We start from the raw sequence: 15682 nt of genomic DNA, 5'->3' as shown, positions 1-15682 counted from the left end.
CTACGTGATGAAGGAACAACTCAAGGCACTCTGGTCGGCACCCACCGCCTGGGCCTGGAGGCGCGCCTGGACGCAATGGCTGCGCCACGCCCGGGAAAGCGGCATCCCGGCATTGATGCACTTCGCCAAATGCCTGCGCCCCTACTGGCGCGGCATCCTCAGCCGAGTCCGCTGGCCGATGCACACCGGCCTCGTCGAAGGCATCAACAACCGCATCAAGGTCATCAAGCGCATCGCTTACGGCTACCGCGATGACGACTACTTCTTCCTCAAGATCCGGGCCGCCTTCCCCGGAGTTGGGAGATGAACCAAAAATTACCGGGATGCCGCCGCGGATCGCGGTGTTGCCATCGAATACCGCGCGTTCGGACAGGAACAGGCGCTCGCGGCCATCGGCGGGCAGCCACGACAGCAGCTGCGCGCCGTGCAGGGACATCAGCGCGCTGGCGCCGCCGGCGGCGATGCGCAGGCAGGGCGTGCCGCGGAAGGAAACGTGCTCGATGTGCATGCGCGCAGTGTCGCATGCAGCCACGCTCAGTCCGCGCGCACCCGCCAAGCCTCGGAGAGCGAGATCTGGCCGCTGCGCGCCAGCGCCACCGCGGCCTGGGTGATCGGCACCATGCCTTCCTCCACCGCGACACGGTGGATCGTGTCGGCCTCCGCGCCCGGCACCACCAGCTCGCGCAGGCGGGGGCTCATCACCAGCAGCTCGTAGACTGCGCGCCGGCCGTGCACACCCAGCCCCTCGCAGTGGGCGCAGCCGCGACCTACGTGGAAGACCTCGTCAGCGCCCACGCCCAGCGCCTCGCGGATGCGCGCGGGCACCTGCTCCACCTCGCGGCAATGCGGGCAGGTGATCCGCACCAGCCGCTGCGACATCACCGCCAGCAGGCTGGCGCGCAGCAGGTAGGGCTCCACGCCGAGGTCCAGCAGCCGGGTGACGGTGGTCGCCGCGGTGTTGGTATGCAGCGTGCTGAGCATCAGGTGGCCGGTGAGCGCGCTTTCCACCGCGATGCCGGCGGTTTCGTGGTCGCGGATCTCGCCCACCATGATCACGTCGGGGTCGTGGCGCAGGAAGTTTCGCATCGCGCTTGCGAAGGTGAAGCCGGCCGCGCGATTGACCTGCATCTGCTGGATCTCGGCGATGTGGAACTCCACCGGGTCCTCGATGGTGAGGATGTTGATGCGCTGCTTGCGCATCTCCAGCAGCATCGCGTACAGGGTGGTGGACTTGCCGCAGCCGGTGGGCCCGGTGGTCAGGAACATGCCGTGGCTGCGCGTCATCACGTCGTCCACGCGCAGCTTGTCGGCCTCGCTCAGGCCCAGCTGGTCGAGGTTCCACAGGCCCTCGCGCGGGTCCAGCAGGCGCACCACCGCGCTCTCGCCGTTCACCGTCGGCAGGATCGAGATGCGCAGGTCGACCTTGCCGCCGTTGTCGAGGATGAAGCTGGTGCGGCCGTCCTGCGGCAGCCGGTGTTCGGCCAGGTTCATCGCGCCCAGCACCTTGACCCGGCTGATCGCGGCCGGGTGCAGGGCGCGCATCAGGCTGCGCACCGGCACCAGCTCGTCGTCGATGCGGAACAGCACGTCGGTATCGTGCTCGCCCGGACGCAGGTGGATGTCGGAGGCGCGGCGGGCAACCGCATCCGCAATCAGGCCGTGCACCAGCCGCACGATCGGCTGCTCGCGTGCCAGCCGGTTGGCCTCGGCCTCGCTCTCGATGCCGACCGCATGCGGATCGAGGCCGAGCTGGCGCACGGTTTCGCGGTCTTCGGCCAGGTCGTAGCTGTGGGCGATGGCCTCGCGGATGCCGCGCGCGCTGGCCACCATCGGCAGCACGTGGTGGGCGGTGGCGAACTCCAGCGCGGCCAGCGCCTGCTGGCTGGTGGGGTCTTCCATCGCCGCGGCCAGCAGGCCGTTGTGCAGGCGCAGCGGCACCACCCGTAGCTGGCGCGCCTGCTCTGGCCGCAGCAGCGCCGCCACCTTCGGGGCCACCGCCACCTCGGGCAGCTGCACCAGCGGCAGGCCCAGCTGCTGGGCGTGGCGATAGCTGCGCTCCTCGGCGTCGTCGCCGCTGGCCAGCCAGTCCGCCAGCTCGACACCACCCTCGCGTTGCGACGCGAAGTTCTTGCCGTGCACGTCGGCCATGTGGGCCTCCAGTGCGCGGTCATCGGCAATCAGCGGCGGCAGGTGCGAATCAGGCGATTGCATGGCGGGCTCCGGCGGTTGTCACCCCCATTCTCGCCGGGCGGCGGCCGGGGGGCATGATCGGGGTCAATCCATGGTGCGATAATCCACGGCATGGATACAGCCCAGGACAAACCCGGCACCACCCACTTCGGTTTTCGCGACGTGCCGGTGGCCCAGAAGCAGAAGCTGGTCGCCGAGGTGTTCACCTCGGTGGCGGGCAAGTACGACCTGATGAACGATGCCATGAGCCTGGGCATCCACCGGCTGTGGAAGCGCTTCTTCGTCGCCACCACCCAGGTGCGCAAGGGCGACCGCGTGCTGGATCTGGCCGGCGGCACCGGCGACATCGCCGCGCTGCTGAAGGATCGTGTCGGCGAGTCCGGCGAACTGGTGCTGGGCGACATCAACGGCGACATGCTGCGGGTCGGCCGCGACCGCATGACCGACCGCGGCAATGTGCGCGGCTTCGAGTACGTGCAGTGCAACGCCGAATGCCTGCCCTTCCCCGACGCCAGCTTCGACCTGGTGACGATGGCGTTCGGCCTGCGCAACGTCACCGACAAGGACGCCGCGCTGCGCGAGATCGCGCGCGTGCTGCGCCCGGGCGGGCAGGCGCGGGTGCTGGAATTTTCCGAAGTGCAGGCCGAATGGTTCAGGCCGATCTACGACTTCCATTCGTTCAAGGTGCTGCCCAAGCTGGGTAGCCTGTTCGCCGGCGACGCCGAGAGCTACCAGTACCTGGCCGAGTCGATCCGCAAGCATCCGCCGCAGCGCGAGCTCAAGGCGATGATGGAAGCGGCCGGGCTTGCCCACTGCAGCTACCGCAACATGAGCGCCGGCATCGTCGCCATCCACACCGGCTACAAGGTCTGAGCCGATGGCCGGCCCGGAGCTGAAGAATTTCCGCGACAGCCCCTGGCGCTATTCGCAGTTCGTGCTGCTGGGCCTGCTGCTGGCCGGGCTGGTGAAGTGGCTGAGCACGCTGGGTTGGCCGGGCTCGCTGGGGATCGGCGCGCTGCTGGGCGTGGCCTACCTGCTGTTCGAGAAGAAGCGCGGCGTGATCTGAGCGCGATGGAACCCGCCGCCGCGCTGCAACTGGAACCGAGCTGGAAGGCGCGCGTGGGCGAGTGGTTCGCGCGCGAGGACATGCGCGCGCTGTCTGCCTTCCTGCGCCAGCGCAAGGCCGCCGGCGCGCGCATCTACCCGCCCGGCCGGGACATCTTCGCGGCCTTCGACGCCACCCCGTTCGACACGGTGAAGGTGGTCATCCTCGGCCAGGACCCCTATCACGGCGCTGGCCAGGCGCACGGGTTGTGCTTCTCGGTGCCACCCGGCGTGCCGGTGCCGCCGTCGCTGCTGAACATCTACAAGGAGCTGGAGCGCGATACCGGCTTCCTCCGCCCCGATCACGGCTGCCTGCTGCCTTGGGCGCAGCGCGGCGTGCTGCTGCTCAACAGCGTGCTGACGGTGGAGGACGGCAAGCCCGGCAGCCACCAGGGCCGCGGCTGGGAAGGCTTCACCGACCACGTGGTGGACGTGCTCAACCGCGAGCGCGAAGGTCTGGTGTTCCTGCTCTGGGGCAGCTACGCGCAGAAAAAGGGCGCGGTAATCGACGGCCGCCGCCACCGAGTGCTGAAGGCGCCGCACCCCTCGCCACTGTCGGCGCACCGCGGCTTCCTCGGCTGCGGGCATTTCTCCGCCGCCAACCAGTACCTGGCCCGCTGCGGAAAGACCCCGATCGACTGGTCGCTGCCGCCGCGGGCGCTGCTTACAACGGCCTGAAACGCTCGCCCAGCCAGCGGCCCAGATGGCGCTTGGCGGCGCCCACCGCCACCTCCAGCCCATCGCCCAGCGCCAGCCCGGCCGCCACCGCCGCCGACAGCGTGCAGCCGCTGCCGTGGCCATCGGCACCGATGATCCACGGCGCCGCGAAACGCTGCACTGCCCGCGGCTGCACCAGCAGGTCCACCGCCTCCGCCAGCGGCGCGTGGCCGCCCTTCATCAGCACCGCGCGCGGCCCCAGCGCCAGCAGCGCGCGGCCCTGTTCCAGCATCTGCGCCTCGTCCTGCGCGCGCGGCACGTCCAGCAGCGCGGCGGCCTCGTCGAGGTTGGGAGTCAGGCAGTCGGCCAGCGGCAGCAGCTCGCGGCGCAGCGCGACCACCGCATCCGCGCGCAGCAGCCGCGCACCAGAGCTGGCGATCATCACCGGATCGATGACCACCGCGTGCGCGCGATGCTGGCGCAGGCTGGCCGCCACCGCCTCGATGATCGACGCTTCCGCCAGCATGCCCAGCTTGACCGCGCGCACCGGCTCCTCCTCGAACACCGCATCGATCTGATCGCGCACCAGCGCCGCGGGCAACACCTGCACTGCGCGCACGCCGCTGCGGTTCTGCGCGGTCACCGCGGTGATCGCGGTGGCCCCGCGCACGCCCAGCGCGGCGAAGGCGGCCAGGTCCGCCTGCAGCCCGGCGCCGCCGCATGAATCGGAGCCGGCGATGCTCAGCACCAGCGGTTTCATGCCCGCGCCCGCGTGGCCTGCAGCCAGGCCGTGGTGCGGGCGTCGGGATCAGGGTGACGGGTGATGTCGCTGACCAGCGCAACCGCGTCGGCACCGGCATCGAAACAACCCTGTGCGCGCTCCAGGGTGATGCCGCCGATCGCCACCAGCGGCAGCGCGCCGATCTTGCTTTTCCACTCGCCAAGACGCGGCAGGCCCTGCGGCGACCACGGCATCTGCTTCAGCATGGTGGGATATACCGGGCCCAGCGCGATGTAGTCCGGCGCCAGCGCCAGCGCGCGCTCCAGTTCGGCCTCGCTGTGGGTGCTGATGCCAAGCCGCACGCCGCGCCGGCGCAGCGTCGGCAGATCGGCATCCTGCAGATCTTCCTGGCCGAGGTGGACGAAGTCCGCGCCGGCCTCCAGCGCCAGCCGCCAGTGATCGTTGACCACCAGCTGCGCGGCGTGCGCGCGACAGGCCCCCAGCGCGGCGCGGATTTCCGCCCGCAGCCGTTCGTCCGACGTGTCCTTGATCCGCAGCTGCACCAGCCTGACCCCAAGCGGCAGCAGGCGTTGCACCCAGGCGGCGCTATCGAGGACCGGGTAGAACGGATCGAGCCGGCTCATGCGCGCCAGGCCTGACCGATGACCGGGGTGGAAGCCTCGGCGAAGTCGCGCACCGGCATCGGTCCTGCGGCATGCGCGGCGGCACCGGCGCACACCGCATCGGCGAACGCGCGCGCCATCCGCACCGGGTCGGCGGCCAGCGCCACCGCGGTATTGGCGAGCACCGCATCGAAGCCCAGCTCCATCGCCATCGCCGCGTGCGAAGGCAGGCCCAGGCCGGCATCGACCACCAGCGGGATATCGGGGAAGCGTGCACGCAGCGCGCGCAGCGCGAACGGGTCGGCCAGCCCGCGGCCGCTGCCGATCGGCGCGCCCCACGGCATCAGCACCCTGCAGCCGGCGTCGAGCAGGCGTTCGGCCACGCCGAGGTCGGCGGTGGTGTATGGGAACACCTGGAAGCCATCGTCGGACAGGAGCCGCGCCGCTTCCACCAGCCCGAATACGTCCGGCTGCAGCAGCTCGCCTGCGCCCAGCACTTCCAGCTTGATCCAGCCGGTGTCGAACACCTCGCGCGCCATCTGCGCGGTGGTCACCGCCTCCTTCACCGAATGGCAGCCGGCGGTATTGGGCAGCACGCGCACGCCCAGCTCGCGGATCAGCGCCCAGAACGCCTGCCCGGCGCCGGCCTGCGCGTTTTCGCGGCGCAGCGAGACCGTCACCACGTCGCAGCCCGCGCCGCGCACCGCTTCGGACAGGATTGCCGGCGAGGGATAGCGGGCGCTGCCCAGCCACAGCCGCGAACCAATTTCGACGTCGTACACCTGCATCTCAACCTCCCTGCATCGGGGCGAGGATTTCCAATGCATCGCCGTCGCCCAGCGCCTGCGCCGCGCGCTGGCCGGCGGGCACGAACACGCCGTTGAGCGCGGTGGCGACATGCGCGTCGCGATAGCCCAGTTCCAGCAGCGCCTGCGCCAGCGTGGCGGCTTCGACCCGGCGGGTTTCGCCGTTCACGAGCAGCTGCATCACACCGCCTCCAGCAGGCGCGCGGCGGCCTGCCGCGCCAGCGCCGGCGCCAGCAGGTAGCCGTGGCGGAACAGCCCGTTGAGATGCCAGCGGCCATCGCGCTGTTCCAGCCGCGGCAGGTTGTCGGGGAAGGCCGGGCGCAGGCCGTGGCCCAGCTCGACAATGCGCGCTTCGGCCAGCGCCGGATGCAGCGCGTAGGCGGCGTTGAGCAGCTCCATCAGCGAGCGCGCGCTGATCGCGCCGGCATCGTCGCTTTCCAGCATGCTGCCGCCGAGCATGTAGAGGCCGTCGCCGCGCGGCACCAGATAGTGCATGCCGCGTGGATGCAGCAGCCGGATCGGCCTCGCGAATTGCACATCGTCGCTGTGCAGCAGCAGCATCTCGCCGCGCACCCCGCGCAGCTCCGGCAGGCGGTCGCGGGCGGCGTAGCCACGGCAGTCCAGCACGATGCGGCCGTCGTCGGCCTGGCCGCGCGCATCGACGCCGTAGCGGATGGCGACGCCCAGTTCGCCCAGCCGCTGCGCCAGCGCCGCCAGCGCGGCGCGCGGGTCGAGGTGCGCCTCGTCGGCGAACAACAGGCCGTGGCGGAAACGTCCGGCCACATCCGGCTCCAGCGCGGCGATGCCGTCGCCATCCAGCCGCTGGAAGCGTTCGCTGCGATTGGCGAACGCCTTCAGCTCGCCGACATCGCGCGCGGCCGCCAGCACCAGCGTACCGTTGCGGACGGTGCCGGCAAACTGCCGCGGCCACCACTCCAGCGCCTGCCGGCCAAGCTCGGCGACGACGGGTTCGGCGCTGACGCATTCGCACCACGGCGCCAGCATGCCGCCGGCAAACCGGCTGGCGCCATCGCCGCCGGGCTGGCTGCCGGCTTCCAGCACCTCCACTTCCGCGCCTGCCTGCGCCAGTTCCAGTGCCGCCGCCAAGCCGCCCACGCCGGCGCCCAGCACGCGCACGCGCGCGCTCATGCCGGCAGGTTCGCCGGCGCGTCCACGTACAGCGCACCGCCCTTGGCGACGAACTCCTCCGCCTTCGCCTGCATCCCCGCCTCGGCACCGCCGCGCAGCTCGTGGCTGAGCTGCATCGAGCAGAACTTCGGCCCGCACATCGAGCAGAAATGCGCGCTCTTGTGGGCGTCCTTCGGCAGGGTGGCGTCGTGGTAGGCGCGCGCTGTGTCGGGGTCCAGCGACAGGTTGAACTGGTCCTCCCAGCGGAACGCGAAGCGCGCCCGCGACAGCGCGTCGTCGTGCGCCTGCGCGGCCGGGTGGCCCTTGGCCAGGTCGGCGGCGTGGGCGGCGACCTTGTAGCTGATCACGCCGGTCTTGACGTCGTCGCGGTCGGGCAGCCCAAGGTGCTCCTTGGGGGTGACGTAGCAGAGCATCGCGGTGCCGAACCAGCCGATCATCGCCGCGCCGATCGCCGAGGTCAGGTGGTCGTGGCCGGGCGCGGCATCGGTGGTCAACGGGCCCAGGGTGTAGAACGGCGCGTCGCTGCAGACCTCCAGCTGGCGCGTCATATTGTCGCGGATCCTGTGCATCGGCACGTGGCCGGGGCCTTCCACCATCACCTGGCAGCCCTTGTCCCAGGCCACTTTCGTCAGTTCGCCAAGGGTGTCGAGCTCGGCGAACTGGGCGGCGTCGTTGGCGTCTGCAATGCTGCCGGGGCGCAGGCCGTCGCCCAGCGAGAACGCCACGTCATAGCGGCGCAGGATCTCGCAGATCTCGTCGAAGCGTTCGTGGAGGAAATTCTCGCGGTGGTAGGTCAGGCACCAGCGCGCCATGATCGAGCCACCGCGGGAAACAATGCCCGTCACCCGCCTCGAGGTCAGCGGCACGTGCGCCAGCCGCACGCCGGCGTGGATGGTGAAATAGTCCACGCCCTGCTCGGCCTGTTCGATCAGGGTGTCCTTGAACACCTCCCAATCCAGCCTGGCCGGGTCGCCGCCGACCTTTTCCAGCGCCTGGTACAGCGGCACCGTGCCGATCGGCACCGGTGCGTTGCGCAGGATCCAGCTGCGCAGGTTGTGGATGTTGCGACCGGTGGACAGGTCCATCACCGTGTCCGCGCCCCAGCGGATCGACCACACCAGCTTCTCCACTTCCTCGGCCACGCCGGACGACAGCGCCGAGTTGCCGATGTTGGCGTTGACCTTCACCAGGAAGTTGCGCCCGATCACCATCGGCTCGAGTTCCGGATGGTTGATGTTGGCCGGCAGGATGGCGCGGCCGCGGGCGATCTCGTCGCGCACGAATTCCGGCGTCACCAGCGCCGGCAGCGCCGCGCCGAACGACTCGCCTTCGGCCAGCCGCCGCTCCTCCTCGTCGCTGGCGGCGATGCGGCCCAGGTTCTCGCGATGGGCGGCGTAGACCATTTCCTCGGTGACGATGCCGGCGCGGGCGAACTCCAGCTGGGTGACGGGCTGGCCGGCACCGCCGCGGCGCAGGGTGCGCGCCGCCGGGCAGGGCGCGACCAGCCGCTCGCCGCTGGCGAAACCGTTGTCCTCCGGGCGCACCGCGCGGCCTTCGACGACTTCGAAACCGCGCTGCGCCAGCCAGTTTTCGCGCAGCGCCGGCAGCCCTTCGGCAAGGTCGATGGCGACGCCGTCCTCGGTGTACGGCCCGGAGGTGTCGTACAGGTGCAGCTGCGGCGTCTGCGGGTCGTCCAGCGCTATCTCGCGCAGCGGCACCCGCAGGCCGGGATGGCCGGGCGGCGACAGATAAACCTTGCGCGAGCCGCGGATCGGGCCGGTGGTGACGGCGCCCGGACGGGTGTCTGGTGCTTGCATGGATCTCCTCCTCGTGAAACGGCGGGAGATCCGGGGATTGGACGATGCAACGGCACGCGGCGCGGCGCACGCGGCGTGGTTTTTCCGTTCCTACGCCGGCATGACCCGGATCAGGTGCAAGGGTCAGCTCGACGCTTTCTCAGCCCCGTACGGGGCTCCCCTCGGAATGGGCGCAGGATCGAGGCGCGCCTGCATGCTGTCAAGCGCGCGTCGGGCTTGCAGGCCGCGAATCCGTCCCCACCTCGGCCGGATAGGTCGGGATTTCCTGAACGGAAGCCTGCTGCCATTGTTCCAACCGTGAAACGACTGTGAACTACCGGCGTGAACAGCAGTCACAAATGGCGACTGCTAGAATCGAACCCATGAGGGAAACCATGACGTCCACCGCGCTTGTCGCCAACAACCTGCCGATCCCCAGCGCCATGGGCTCGCTGGAGGCCTACATCAGCGGCGTGCACCAGATCCCGGTGCTGTCGGTGGAGGACGAGCAGCGCCTGGCCCATCGCCTGCGCGAAGACAACGACATCGCCGCCGCGCAGGAGCTGATCCTGTCGCACCTGCGCTTCGTGGTGCACGTGGCCCGCGGCTACAGCGGCTACGGCCTGCAGCTGGGCGACCTGATCCAGGAAGGCAACATCGGCCTGATGAAGGCGGTCAAGCGCTTCGACCCGGCCGTGGGCGTGCGCCTGGTTAGCTTCGCGGTGCACTGGATCCGCGCCGAGATGCACGAGTTCATCATCAAGAACTGGCGCATCGTCAAGGTCGCCACCACCAAGGCGCAGCGCAAGCTGTTCTTCAACCTGCGCAAGAGCAAGACCCGCCTGGGCTGGCTCAACGCCGAGGAAGTGCGCGCGGTGGCGAAGGACCTGAACGTCTCCGAGCGCGAAGTGCTGGAGATGGAATCGCGCCTGTCCGGCCGCGACATCGGCTTCGATGCGCCCGACGACGCCGACGATGACCACGCCCCGCCGGCACCGGTGAACTACCTGGTTGCCCACGACGCCGATCCGGCCGCCGCCTACGAATCCGCCGACAGCGAAGCCGACCAGCTGGAGGTGCTGCGCGAGGGCATGGCCCGCCTCGATGCCCGTTCGCGCGACATCATCAAGCGCCGCTGGCTGGACGCCGACAACAAGGTCACCCTGCAGGAACTGGCCGACGAGTACGGCGTGTCCGCCGAACGCATCCGCCAGATCGAGGCCAATGCGCTGAAGAAGATGAAGGCGCTGTTCGCGGCGTAAGCCAAGCGCATCGTTGAATACACGAACGGCCCGGAGCGATCCGGGCCGTTTTGTTTGGCGAGAAGACGCAACTATTCGCGCGCGCGCGCCACCGGCAGCCGCCAGCCGTGGCGCAAGGCCATCCAGCGCAGGCCGAAGCAGGCCAGCGCGCCGACCACCATCGCCGGCTGCTGCGGCAGCTGCAGCACGGCGGCCAGCGCCACCACGCCGCCGCCAGCCAGCGCGGCCACCGCGTACAGCTCCGCCTGCAGCACCACCGGCACCCGAGCCACCAGCACGTCGCGGGCGATGCCGCCGCCGATGCCGGTGGTCATCCCCAGCAGGGTCGCCGCGAACGGCGACAGCCCGAACGCCAGCGCCTTGCCGGTGCCGAGTACCGCGAACAGCGCCAGGCCGGCGGCGTCGAACAGCTGCACCGGATTGCGCAGGCGCTCGATCGCGCCATGCCAGCGAAACGTCGCCAACCCGGCCAGCATCGCCGTGACCAGATAGCGCCAGTCGGCCAGCGCGGCCGGCGGGTGCGCGCCGATCAGCACATCGCGGACGATGCCGCCGGACACCGCCGCCGCGCAGGACAGCACCAGCACCCCGAACAGGTCCAGCCGCTGCCGCACCGCCAGGGTGGCGCCGCTGAGCGCGAACACGAAGGTGCCGATCAGGTCGAACACGAGCAACAGGGTGGACATGGGATTGGGTTACTCCGCCGCCGGCCGATCGCGGCCTTCGCCGAGGATGATCCGCGCCCCGCGCTGGTAGCTCCAGTAGGCCCACCACCAGTTGAGCAGCACCACCAGCCGGTTGCGGAAGCCGATCAGGAAGAACACGTGCATCAGCAGCCAGAACCACCACGCCGGCAGGCCCGAGAAGCGCAGCCGGCCGAGATCCACCACCGCCGCCATGCGGCCGATGGTGGCCAGGTTGCCGTAGTCGCGATAGGCGAACGGCGGCGGCGGCGCCTGCCCCGACAGCCGCGCCCGGATCACCTGCGCCACGTAGCGGCCCATCTGCTTGGCCGCCGGCGCCACTCCGGGCACCGGCCTGCCATCGGCCTGCGCCAGGGCGGCGAGGTCGCCGGCGACGAAGATGTGCGGATGCCCCGGCACGCCCAGATCCGGCCGCACCTGCACCCGGCCGGCGCGATCCAGCGGCACGCCCGGCATTGCGCCCAGCTTCGAGGCCGCCACGCCGGCGGCCCAGACCACGGTCTTCGCCGGCACGAAGGCGTCGCCCAGCGTGTAGCCCTCGCTGCTGATGTCGCTGACCGGCGTGCCCAGCGAGACTTCCACGCCGAGCTTCTCCAGCTGCCGCTGCGCCTGCTCCGACAGCGCCTGCGGAAACGTCGCCAACACCCGCGGGCCTGCCTCGACCAGGCGCACCCGCGCACTGGCGGGATCGATGTTGCGGAACTCGTCCTTCAGCGTGTGCCGGGCGATCTCCGCCAGCGTGCCGGCGAGCTCCACCCCGGTGGGGCCGCCGCCGACGATGGCGAAGCTGAGCCATGCGGCGCGTTCGGCCGGGTCGCTGGCCGCTTCGGCGCGCTCGAACGCCAGCAGCAGCTTGCGGCGCAGGTCCAGCGCGTCGTCCAGCGTCTTCAGGCCCGGCGCGTGCTGCGCCCACTGCTCGTGGCCGAAATAGGCGTGGGTGGCGCCGCTGGCCAGCAGCAGGAAGTCGAAGCCGAGGGTGGCGCCATCCTCCAGCGCGATGCGCTTGCCGGCGGCGTCGATGGCGGTGACCGTGGCCATCCGCACCTCCACGTTGCGCTGGCTGCGCAGGATGTGCCGCAGCGGCGCGGCGATGTCGGGGGCGGACAGGCCGGCGGTGGCAACCTGATAAAGCAGCGGCTGGAACAGGTGGTGGTTGCCGCGATCCACCAGCACGATCTCCACCGGCGCCGACGCCAGCGCGCGCGCCGCCCACAGGCCGGCGAAACCGCCGCCGACGATCACCACCCGCGGCCGCGCCGCCATCGCCGCGGCGTCAGCCAAGCTGCGCCGCCAGCAGCGCTTCCAGCTGCTGCTGGTCGGCGGCAAACTTGCGGATGCCTTCCTCCAGCTTCTCGCGCGCCATCGCGTCCTCGTCGTGGCGGGCGCGGAAGCCGGCCTCGTCCAGCGCCGCGGGCGGCACCAGACGGTTGCCCTCGTCGTCCAGCGCGCGCGCCACCGGGGCGTCCGAGCGCTCCAGTTCGGCCAGCAGTTCGGGGGAAATGGTCAGCCGGTCGCAGCCGGCCAGCGCCAGCACCTGGCCGGTGTTGCGGAAGCTGGCGCCCATCACCACGGTGTCGTAGCCGTGTTGCTTGTAGTACTGCCAGATGCGCGTGACCGACTGCACGCCGGGGTCGTCCTGCGGCGTGGCCGGCGGCGCCATGCCGTTGGCCAGGTGCCAGTCGAGGATGCGGCCGACGAAGGGCGAAACCAGATAGACGCCGGCCTCGGCGCAGGCCACCGCCTGCGCGAACGAGAACAGCAGGGTCAGGTTGCAGTGGATGCCTTCGCGCTGCAGCTGCTCGGCGGCGCGGATGCCTTCCCAGGTGGCGGCGATCTTGATCAGCAGGCGGTCGCTGCCGATGCCGGCGTCGGCGTACAGCCGCACCAGCCGCCGCGCCTTGGCCACGGTGGCCTCGGTATCGAAGCTCAGGCGCGCATCGACCTCGGTGGACACGCGGCCGGGGATCAGCTTGACGATCTCGCTGCCGATCGCCACCGCCAGCCGGTCGCAGGCGTCGCCAACCGGGTCGTCGCCGCCGGCCGCCGCGGCGCTGGCCGCCAGCTGCGGCGCATAGCCCGGCAGCGCCGCGGCCTTCAGCAGCAGCGACGGATTGGTGGTGGCGTCCATCGGCATGAAGCGGGCGATGGCCTCGATGTCGCCGGTGTCGGCGACCACGGCGGAATGCGTGCGGAGCTGTTCAAGCTGGGACTTCACGGACGGTCCGGTGCGGCATGGGGCTGCGCATTGTAGGACTGCGGCCGCGAAGGATCAGTACAGGTCCAGCGGGTCGACATCCAGCGACCAGCGCACCCGCCGCGCGTCCGGCGCGGCGTACAGCGCGGGCACCGCCGCGTCCAGCGCGGCGTGCAGGGCGGCGCGCGCCGGCGCGGCCAGCAGCAGCTGCGAACGCACGTAGCCGGCGCGGCGCGGCATCGGTGCCGGCAGCGGGCCGTGCACCTCGATCCCGCTGCCCTCCAGCAGCGTTTTCGCCAGCTGCAGGAATTGCAGCGGATGTTCGGCCTGCTTGGCTTCGGCGCGCAGCAGGGCGAGATGGGCGAACGGCGGGAACCCGGCGGCTTCCCGCAGCGCCAGCTCGCCGTCGGCGAAGACGTGGTAGCCGCCGTTCACCAGCGTCTGCAGCAGCGGATGCTCGGGGTGGTGGGTCTGCAGCAGCACCGTGCCCGGACGCTCGGCGCGGCCGGCGCGGCCGGCCACCTGGATCAGCAGCTGGGCGAGCTTCTCGCCGCTGCGGAAATCGGCCGAGAACAGGCCTTCGTCGATCCCCACCACCACCACCAGCACCAGATTGCCGAGGTCATGGCCCTTGGCCAGCATCTGGGTGCCGATCAGGATGCCGGGCTGGTTGCCCAGCGCATCGAAGTGCTTCTGCAGGCCGTCGCGCTGGCCGGTGCTGCCGCGGTCGATGCGGATCACCGGCACGTCGTCGAAGCGCGCCTGCAGTTCGGCCTCGATCCGCTCGGTGCCGTTGCCCTGCGGCTGCAGCGCCAGGCTGGCGCAGTCCGGACAGGCCGGCGGCGACGGCCGACGGTGGCCGCAGTGGTGGCACTGCAGGCGCTTGCCGTGGGCATGCACGGTCATCGCGGTAGGCCGTTCCGGGGTGCTGCAGCGCGGGCAGTGCGCGCTCCAGCCGCAGTCGTGGCAGAGCAGCACCGGCGCATAGCCGCGGCGGTTGCGGAACACCAGCACCTGCCCGCCCGCGTCCAGCGCGGCGCGAATCGCAGCCAGTGACTCCTCGGACAGGCCGGCCTGCAGCGGGCGCTTGCGCACGTCCAGTACCCGCACCTGCGGCGGCCGGGCAGCGCCGGCGCGCTGGCGCAGCCGCAGCAGCTCGTAACGCCCGCAGCGCGCGTTGTGCAGCGTTTCCAGCGACGGCGTGGCGCTGCCCAGCAGCACCGGCACGGCCAGCGCGCGGGCGCGCACGATGGCGAAGTCGCGGGCGTGGTAGCGGATGCCGTCGAACTGCTTGTAGCTGCCGTCGTGTTCCTCGTCGACCACGATCAGGCCGGCCTCCGGCAGCGGCACGAACACCGCCGAGCGGGTGCCCACGATCACCCGCGCCTGCCCGCTGGCGGCGGCCAGCCAGGTCGCGGCGCGTTCGTTGTCGTTGAGGCCGGAATGCAGCGCGTGCACCGGCACGCCGAGGCGGGCGCGGAAGCGGGTCAGCGCCTGCGGGGTCAGGCCGATTTCCGGCACCAGCACCAGCGCCTGCCGGCCGCGCGCCAGGCAGTTGGCGATCGCCTGCAGATAGACCTCGGTCTTGCCGCTGCCGGTCACGCCGTCGAGCAGGAACGGGGCGAAGCCGTTGGCGCTGCGGATCGCGTCGATGGCGAGCTGCTGCTCGGCATTGGGAGAGAAAGCGGGGTCGAAAGCGGGGTCAGAGTCGACTTTCTTCGTGAAAGGCGACTCTGACCCCGCTTTCACCCGTTCGACCAGCCCGCGCTCGCGCAGCGGGCGCAACGGCGCGCGCCAGCCCGGCGAGGTTTCGTCCAGCCAGTCCTCGGCGCGCGTTTCGGCCAGCAGCATGGCCAGCGCCTTCGGTTTGCCCGCGCGCATCGCCGCCAGCGCGGTGCGCCCTGCTTCGTTCAGCACCCAGCCGTAGCGGATGATGTCCGGCAGCGGCTCGCCGCGCCGCAGCGCGGCCGGCAGGGCGGCCGCCAGCACTTCCCCCAGCGGCGCATGCAGGTAGCCGGCCAGCCAGCGCAGCGAGGCCAGCAGTTCGCCCTGCAGCAGCGGCGCGGCATCCGGCGCCGCCAGCGCGGCGCGCAGCTCGACGCCCGGTTCCGCCTGTCCGTGCCCGACCACCAGCCCGCAGACCTCGCGTTGGCCGAACGGCACCCGCAGCCGCGCGCCCACCGCCACCGCGGAGGCGTCGAGGCCAGGCGGCGGAAGGTAGTCGAACAGACGCGGCAGCGGCACCGGCAGGGCCACGCGCAGGGTCGCGGAAACGGTCATCGCGGCAAGTCTAGCCCCGCCGGCATCCGTTCAGGTTGCGGCGCATACCTGACCACGCGCTAACGTCATCCACGCAAGTGGCTGTTATTGCTCGGAAAGCGTGCTTATCCACATCGACTGTGGATAAGTCTGTGCATGGGGCCCGGCCATGCCTGCGCGAGGGCCGCCACAGCGCCCTTTCCCGCCCGTGGACAAA

The 15682-nt window shown here is 71.0% G+C and carries 16 protein-coding genes and 1 riboswitch; of the genes, 5 read left to right on the top strand and 11 right to left on the bottom strand.

Annotation, left to right across the window (positions count from 1 at the left end; genetic code table 11):
* Nucleotides 1–307, top strand: a 307-nt coding sequence (locus tag G582_RS18480) for a transposase (protein ID WP_028840013.1), incomplete at its 5' end; no start/stop codon positions are given.
* Between the two features lie 227 nt (nucleotides 308–534).
* Here G582_RS18480 and G582_RS16505 read toward each other — a convergent pair.
* Nucleotides 535–2211 carry a GspE/PulE family protein gene (locus G582_RS16505; protein WP_051247197.1) on the bottom strand — a complete coding sequence of 559 codons (1677 nt, stop codon included), beginning with the start codon at nucleotides 2209–2211 and terminating at the stop codon, nucleotides 535–537.
* Between the two features lie 90 nt (nucleotides 2212–2301).
* Here G582_RS16505 and ubiE point away from each other — a divergent pair, with 90 nt between their 5' ends.
* The 3 genes from ubiE to ung are packed head-to-tail and all read left to right on the top strand — an operon-like array spanning nucleotide 2302 to nucleotide 3972.
* Nucleotides 2302–3063, top strand: coding sequence for a bifunctional demethylmenaquinone methyltransferase/2-methoxy-6-polyprenyl-1,4-benzoquinol methylase UbiE (gene ubiE, locus G582_RS0111810; RefSeq protein ID WP_028840012.1), 762 nt, complete (start codon nucleotides 2302–2304; stop codon nucleotides 3061–3063).
* Nucleotides 3064–3067: 4 nt separating this feature from the next.
* Nucleotides 3068–3256, top strand: coding sequence for a hypothetical protein (locus tag G582_RS0111805; protein WP_028840011.1), 189 nt, complete (start codon nucleotides 3068–3070; stop codon nucleotides 3254–3256).
* Nucleotides 3257–3261: 5 nt separating this feature from the next.
* Nucleotides 3262–3972, top strand: a complete 711-nt coding sequence (gene ung, locus G582_RS0111800) for a uracil-DNA glycosylase (protein WP_038053969.1) — start codon at nucleotides 3262–3264, stop codon at nucleotides 3970–3972.
* Here the strand turns inward: ung and thiD are convergent.
* Genes thiD through thiC form a run of 6 tightly spaced genes read right to left on the bottom strand, consistent with a single transcriptional unit; the run spans nucleotide 3959 to nucleotide 9067 of the window.
* Nucleotides 3959–4711, bottom strand: a complete 753-nt coding sequence (gene thiD, locus G582_RS16500) for a bifunctional hydroxymethylpyrimidine kinase/phosphomethylpyrimidine kinase (protein ID WP_038053966.1) — start codon at nucleotides 4709–4711, stop codon at nucleotides 3959–3961. The genes ung and thiD overlap by 14 nt on opposite strands.
* Nucleotides 4708–5316: a thiamine phosphate synthase gene (locus G582_RS0111790; protein WP_028840009.1), complete on the bottom strand. Its 609-nt coding sequence runs from the start codon at nucleotides 5314–5316 to the stop codon at nucleotides 4708–4710. Before G582_RS0111790 ends, thiD begins: the two co-directional genes overlap by 4 nt.
* Nucleotides 5313–6083: a thiazole synthase gene (locus tag G582_RS0111785; protein WP_028840008.1), complete on the bottom strand. Its 771-nt coding sequence runs from the start codon at nucleotides 6081–6083 to the stop codon at nucleotides 5313–5315. The genes G582_RS0111790 and G582_RS0111785 overlap by 4 nt, the downstream gene beginning before the upstream one ends.
* 1 nt (nucleotide 6084) lies before the next feature.
* Nucleotides 6085–6282 (bottom strand): sulfur carrier protein ThiS, encoded by a 198-nt coding sequence (thiS, locus tag G582_RS0111780; protein WP_028840007.1) that lies wholly within the window; start codon nucleotides 6280–6282, stop codon nucleotides 6085–6087.
* Nucleotides 6282–7250: an FAD-dependent oxidoreductase gene (locus tag G582_RS16495; RefSeq protein WP_038053964.1), complete on the bottom strand. Its 969-nt coding sequence runs from the start codon at nucleotides 7248–7250 to the stop codon at nucleotides 6282–6284. Before G582_RS16495 ends, thiS begins: the two co-directional genes overlap by 1 nt.
* Complete coding sequence (gene thiC / locus G582_RS0111770) at nucleotides 7247–9067, bottom strand: phosphomethylpyrimidine synthase ThiC (RefSeq protein WP_028840006.1); 1821 nt, start codon at nucleotides 9065–9067, stop codon at nucleotides 7247–7249. Before thiC ends, G582_RS16495 begins: the two co-directional genes overlap by 4 nt.
* A 70-nt stretch (nucleotides 9068–9137) precedes the next feature.
* Nucleotides 9138–9239: riboswitch (TPP riboswitch) on the bottom strand.
* A gap of 190 nt (nucleotides 9240–9429) precedes the next feature.
* On the opposite strand from thiC, the gene rpoH reads away from it, so the two are divergent.
* Entirely contained in the window at nucleotides 9430–10308 is an 879-nt protein-coding gene (rpoH, locus tag G582_RS0111765) for an RNA polymerase sigma factor RpoH (RefSeq protein ID WP_028840005.1), read from the top strand.
* A 71-nt stretch (nucleotides 10309–10379) separates the two neighbouring features.
* On the opposite strand, the gene G582_RS0111760 is transcribed toward rpoH, so the two are convergent.
* The 4 genes from G582_RS0111760 to G582_RS0111745 are packed head-to-tail and all read right to left on the bottom strand — an operon-like array spanning nucleotide 10380 to nucleotide 15486.
* Entirely contained in the window at nucleotides 10380–10994 is a 615-nt protein-coding gene (locus tag G582_RS0111760; RefSeq protein WP_028840004.1) for a trimeric intracellular cation channel family protein, read from the bottom strand.
* Nucleotides 10995–11003: 9 nt separating this feature from the next.
* Entirely contained in the window at nucleotides 11004–12275 is a 1272-nt protein-coding gene (locus G582_RS0111755) for an NAD(P)/FAD-dependent oxidoreductase (protein WP_038053981.1), read from the bottom strand.
* A 10-nt stretch (nucleotides 12276–12285) separates the two neighbouring features.
* Nucleotides 12286–13227, bottom strand: a complete 942-nt coding sequence (gene tal / locus G582_RS0111750) for a transaldolase (RefSeq protein ID WP_028840002.1) — start codon at nucleotides 13225–13227, stop codon at nucleotides 12286–12288.
* A gap of 54 nt (nucleotides 13228–13281) precedes the next feature.
* Nucleotides 13282–15486: a primosomal protein N' gene (locus G582_RS0111745; RefSeq protein ID WP_028840001.1), complete on the bottom strand. Its 2205-nt coding sequence runs from the start codon at nucleotides 15484–15486 to the stop codon at nucleotides 13282–13284.
* Nucleotides 15487–15682 lie beyond the last annotated feature (196 nt).

Origin of the sequence: Thermomonas fusca DSM 15424, assembly GCF_000423885.1 — a bacterium.
GTDB classification, from domain to species: Bacteria; Pseudomonadota; Gammaproteobacteria; order Xanthomonadales; family Xanthomonadaceae; genus Thermomonas; species Thermomonas fusca.
This window is presented reverse-complemented; position numbering and strand designations above follow the sequence as displayed.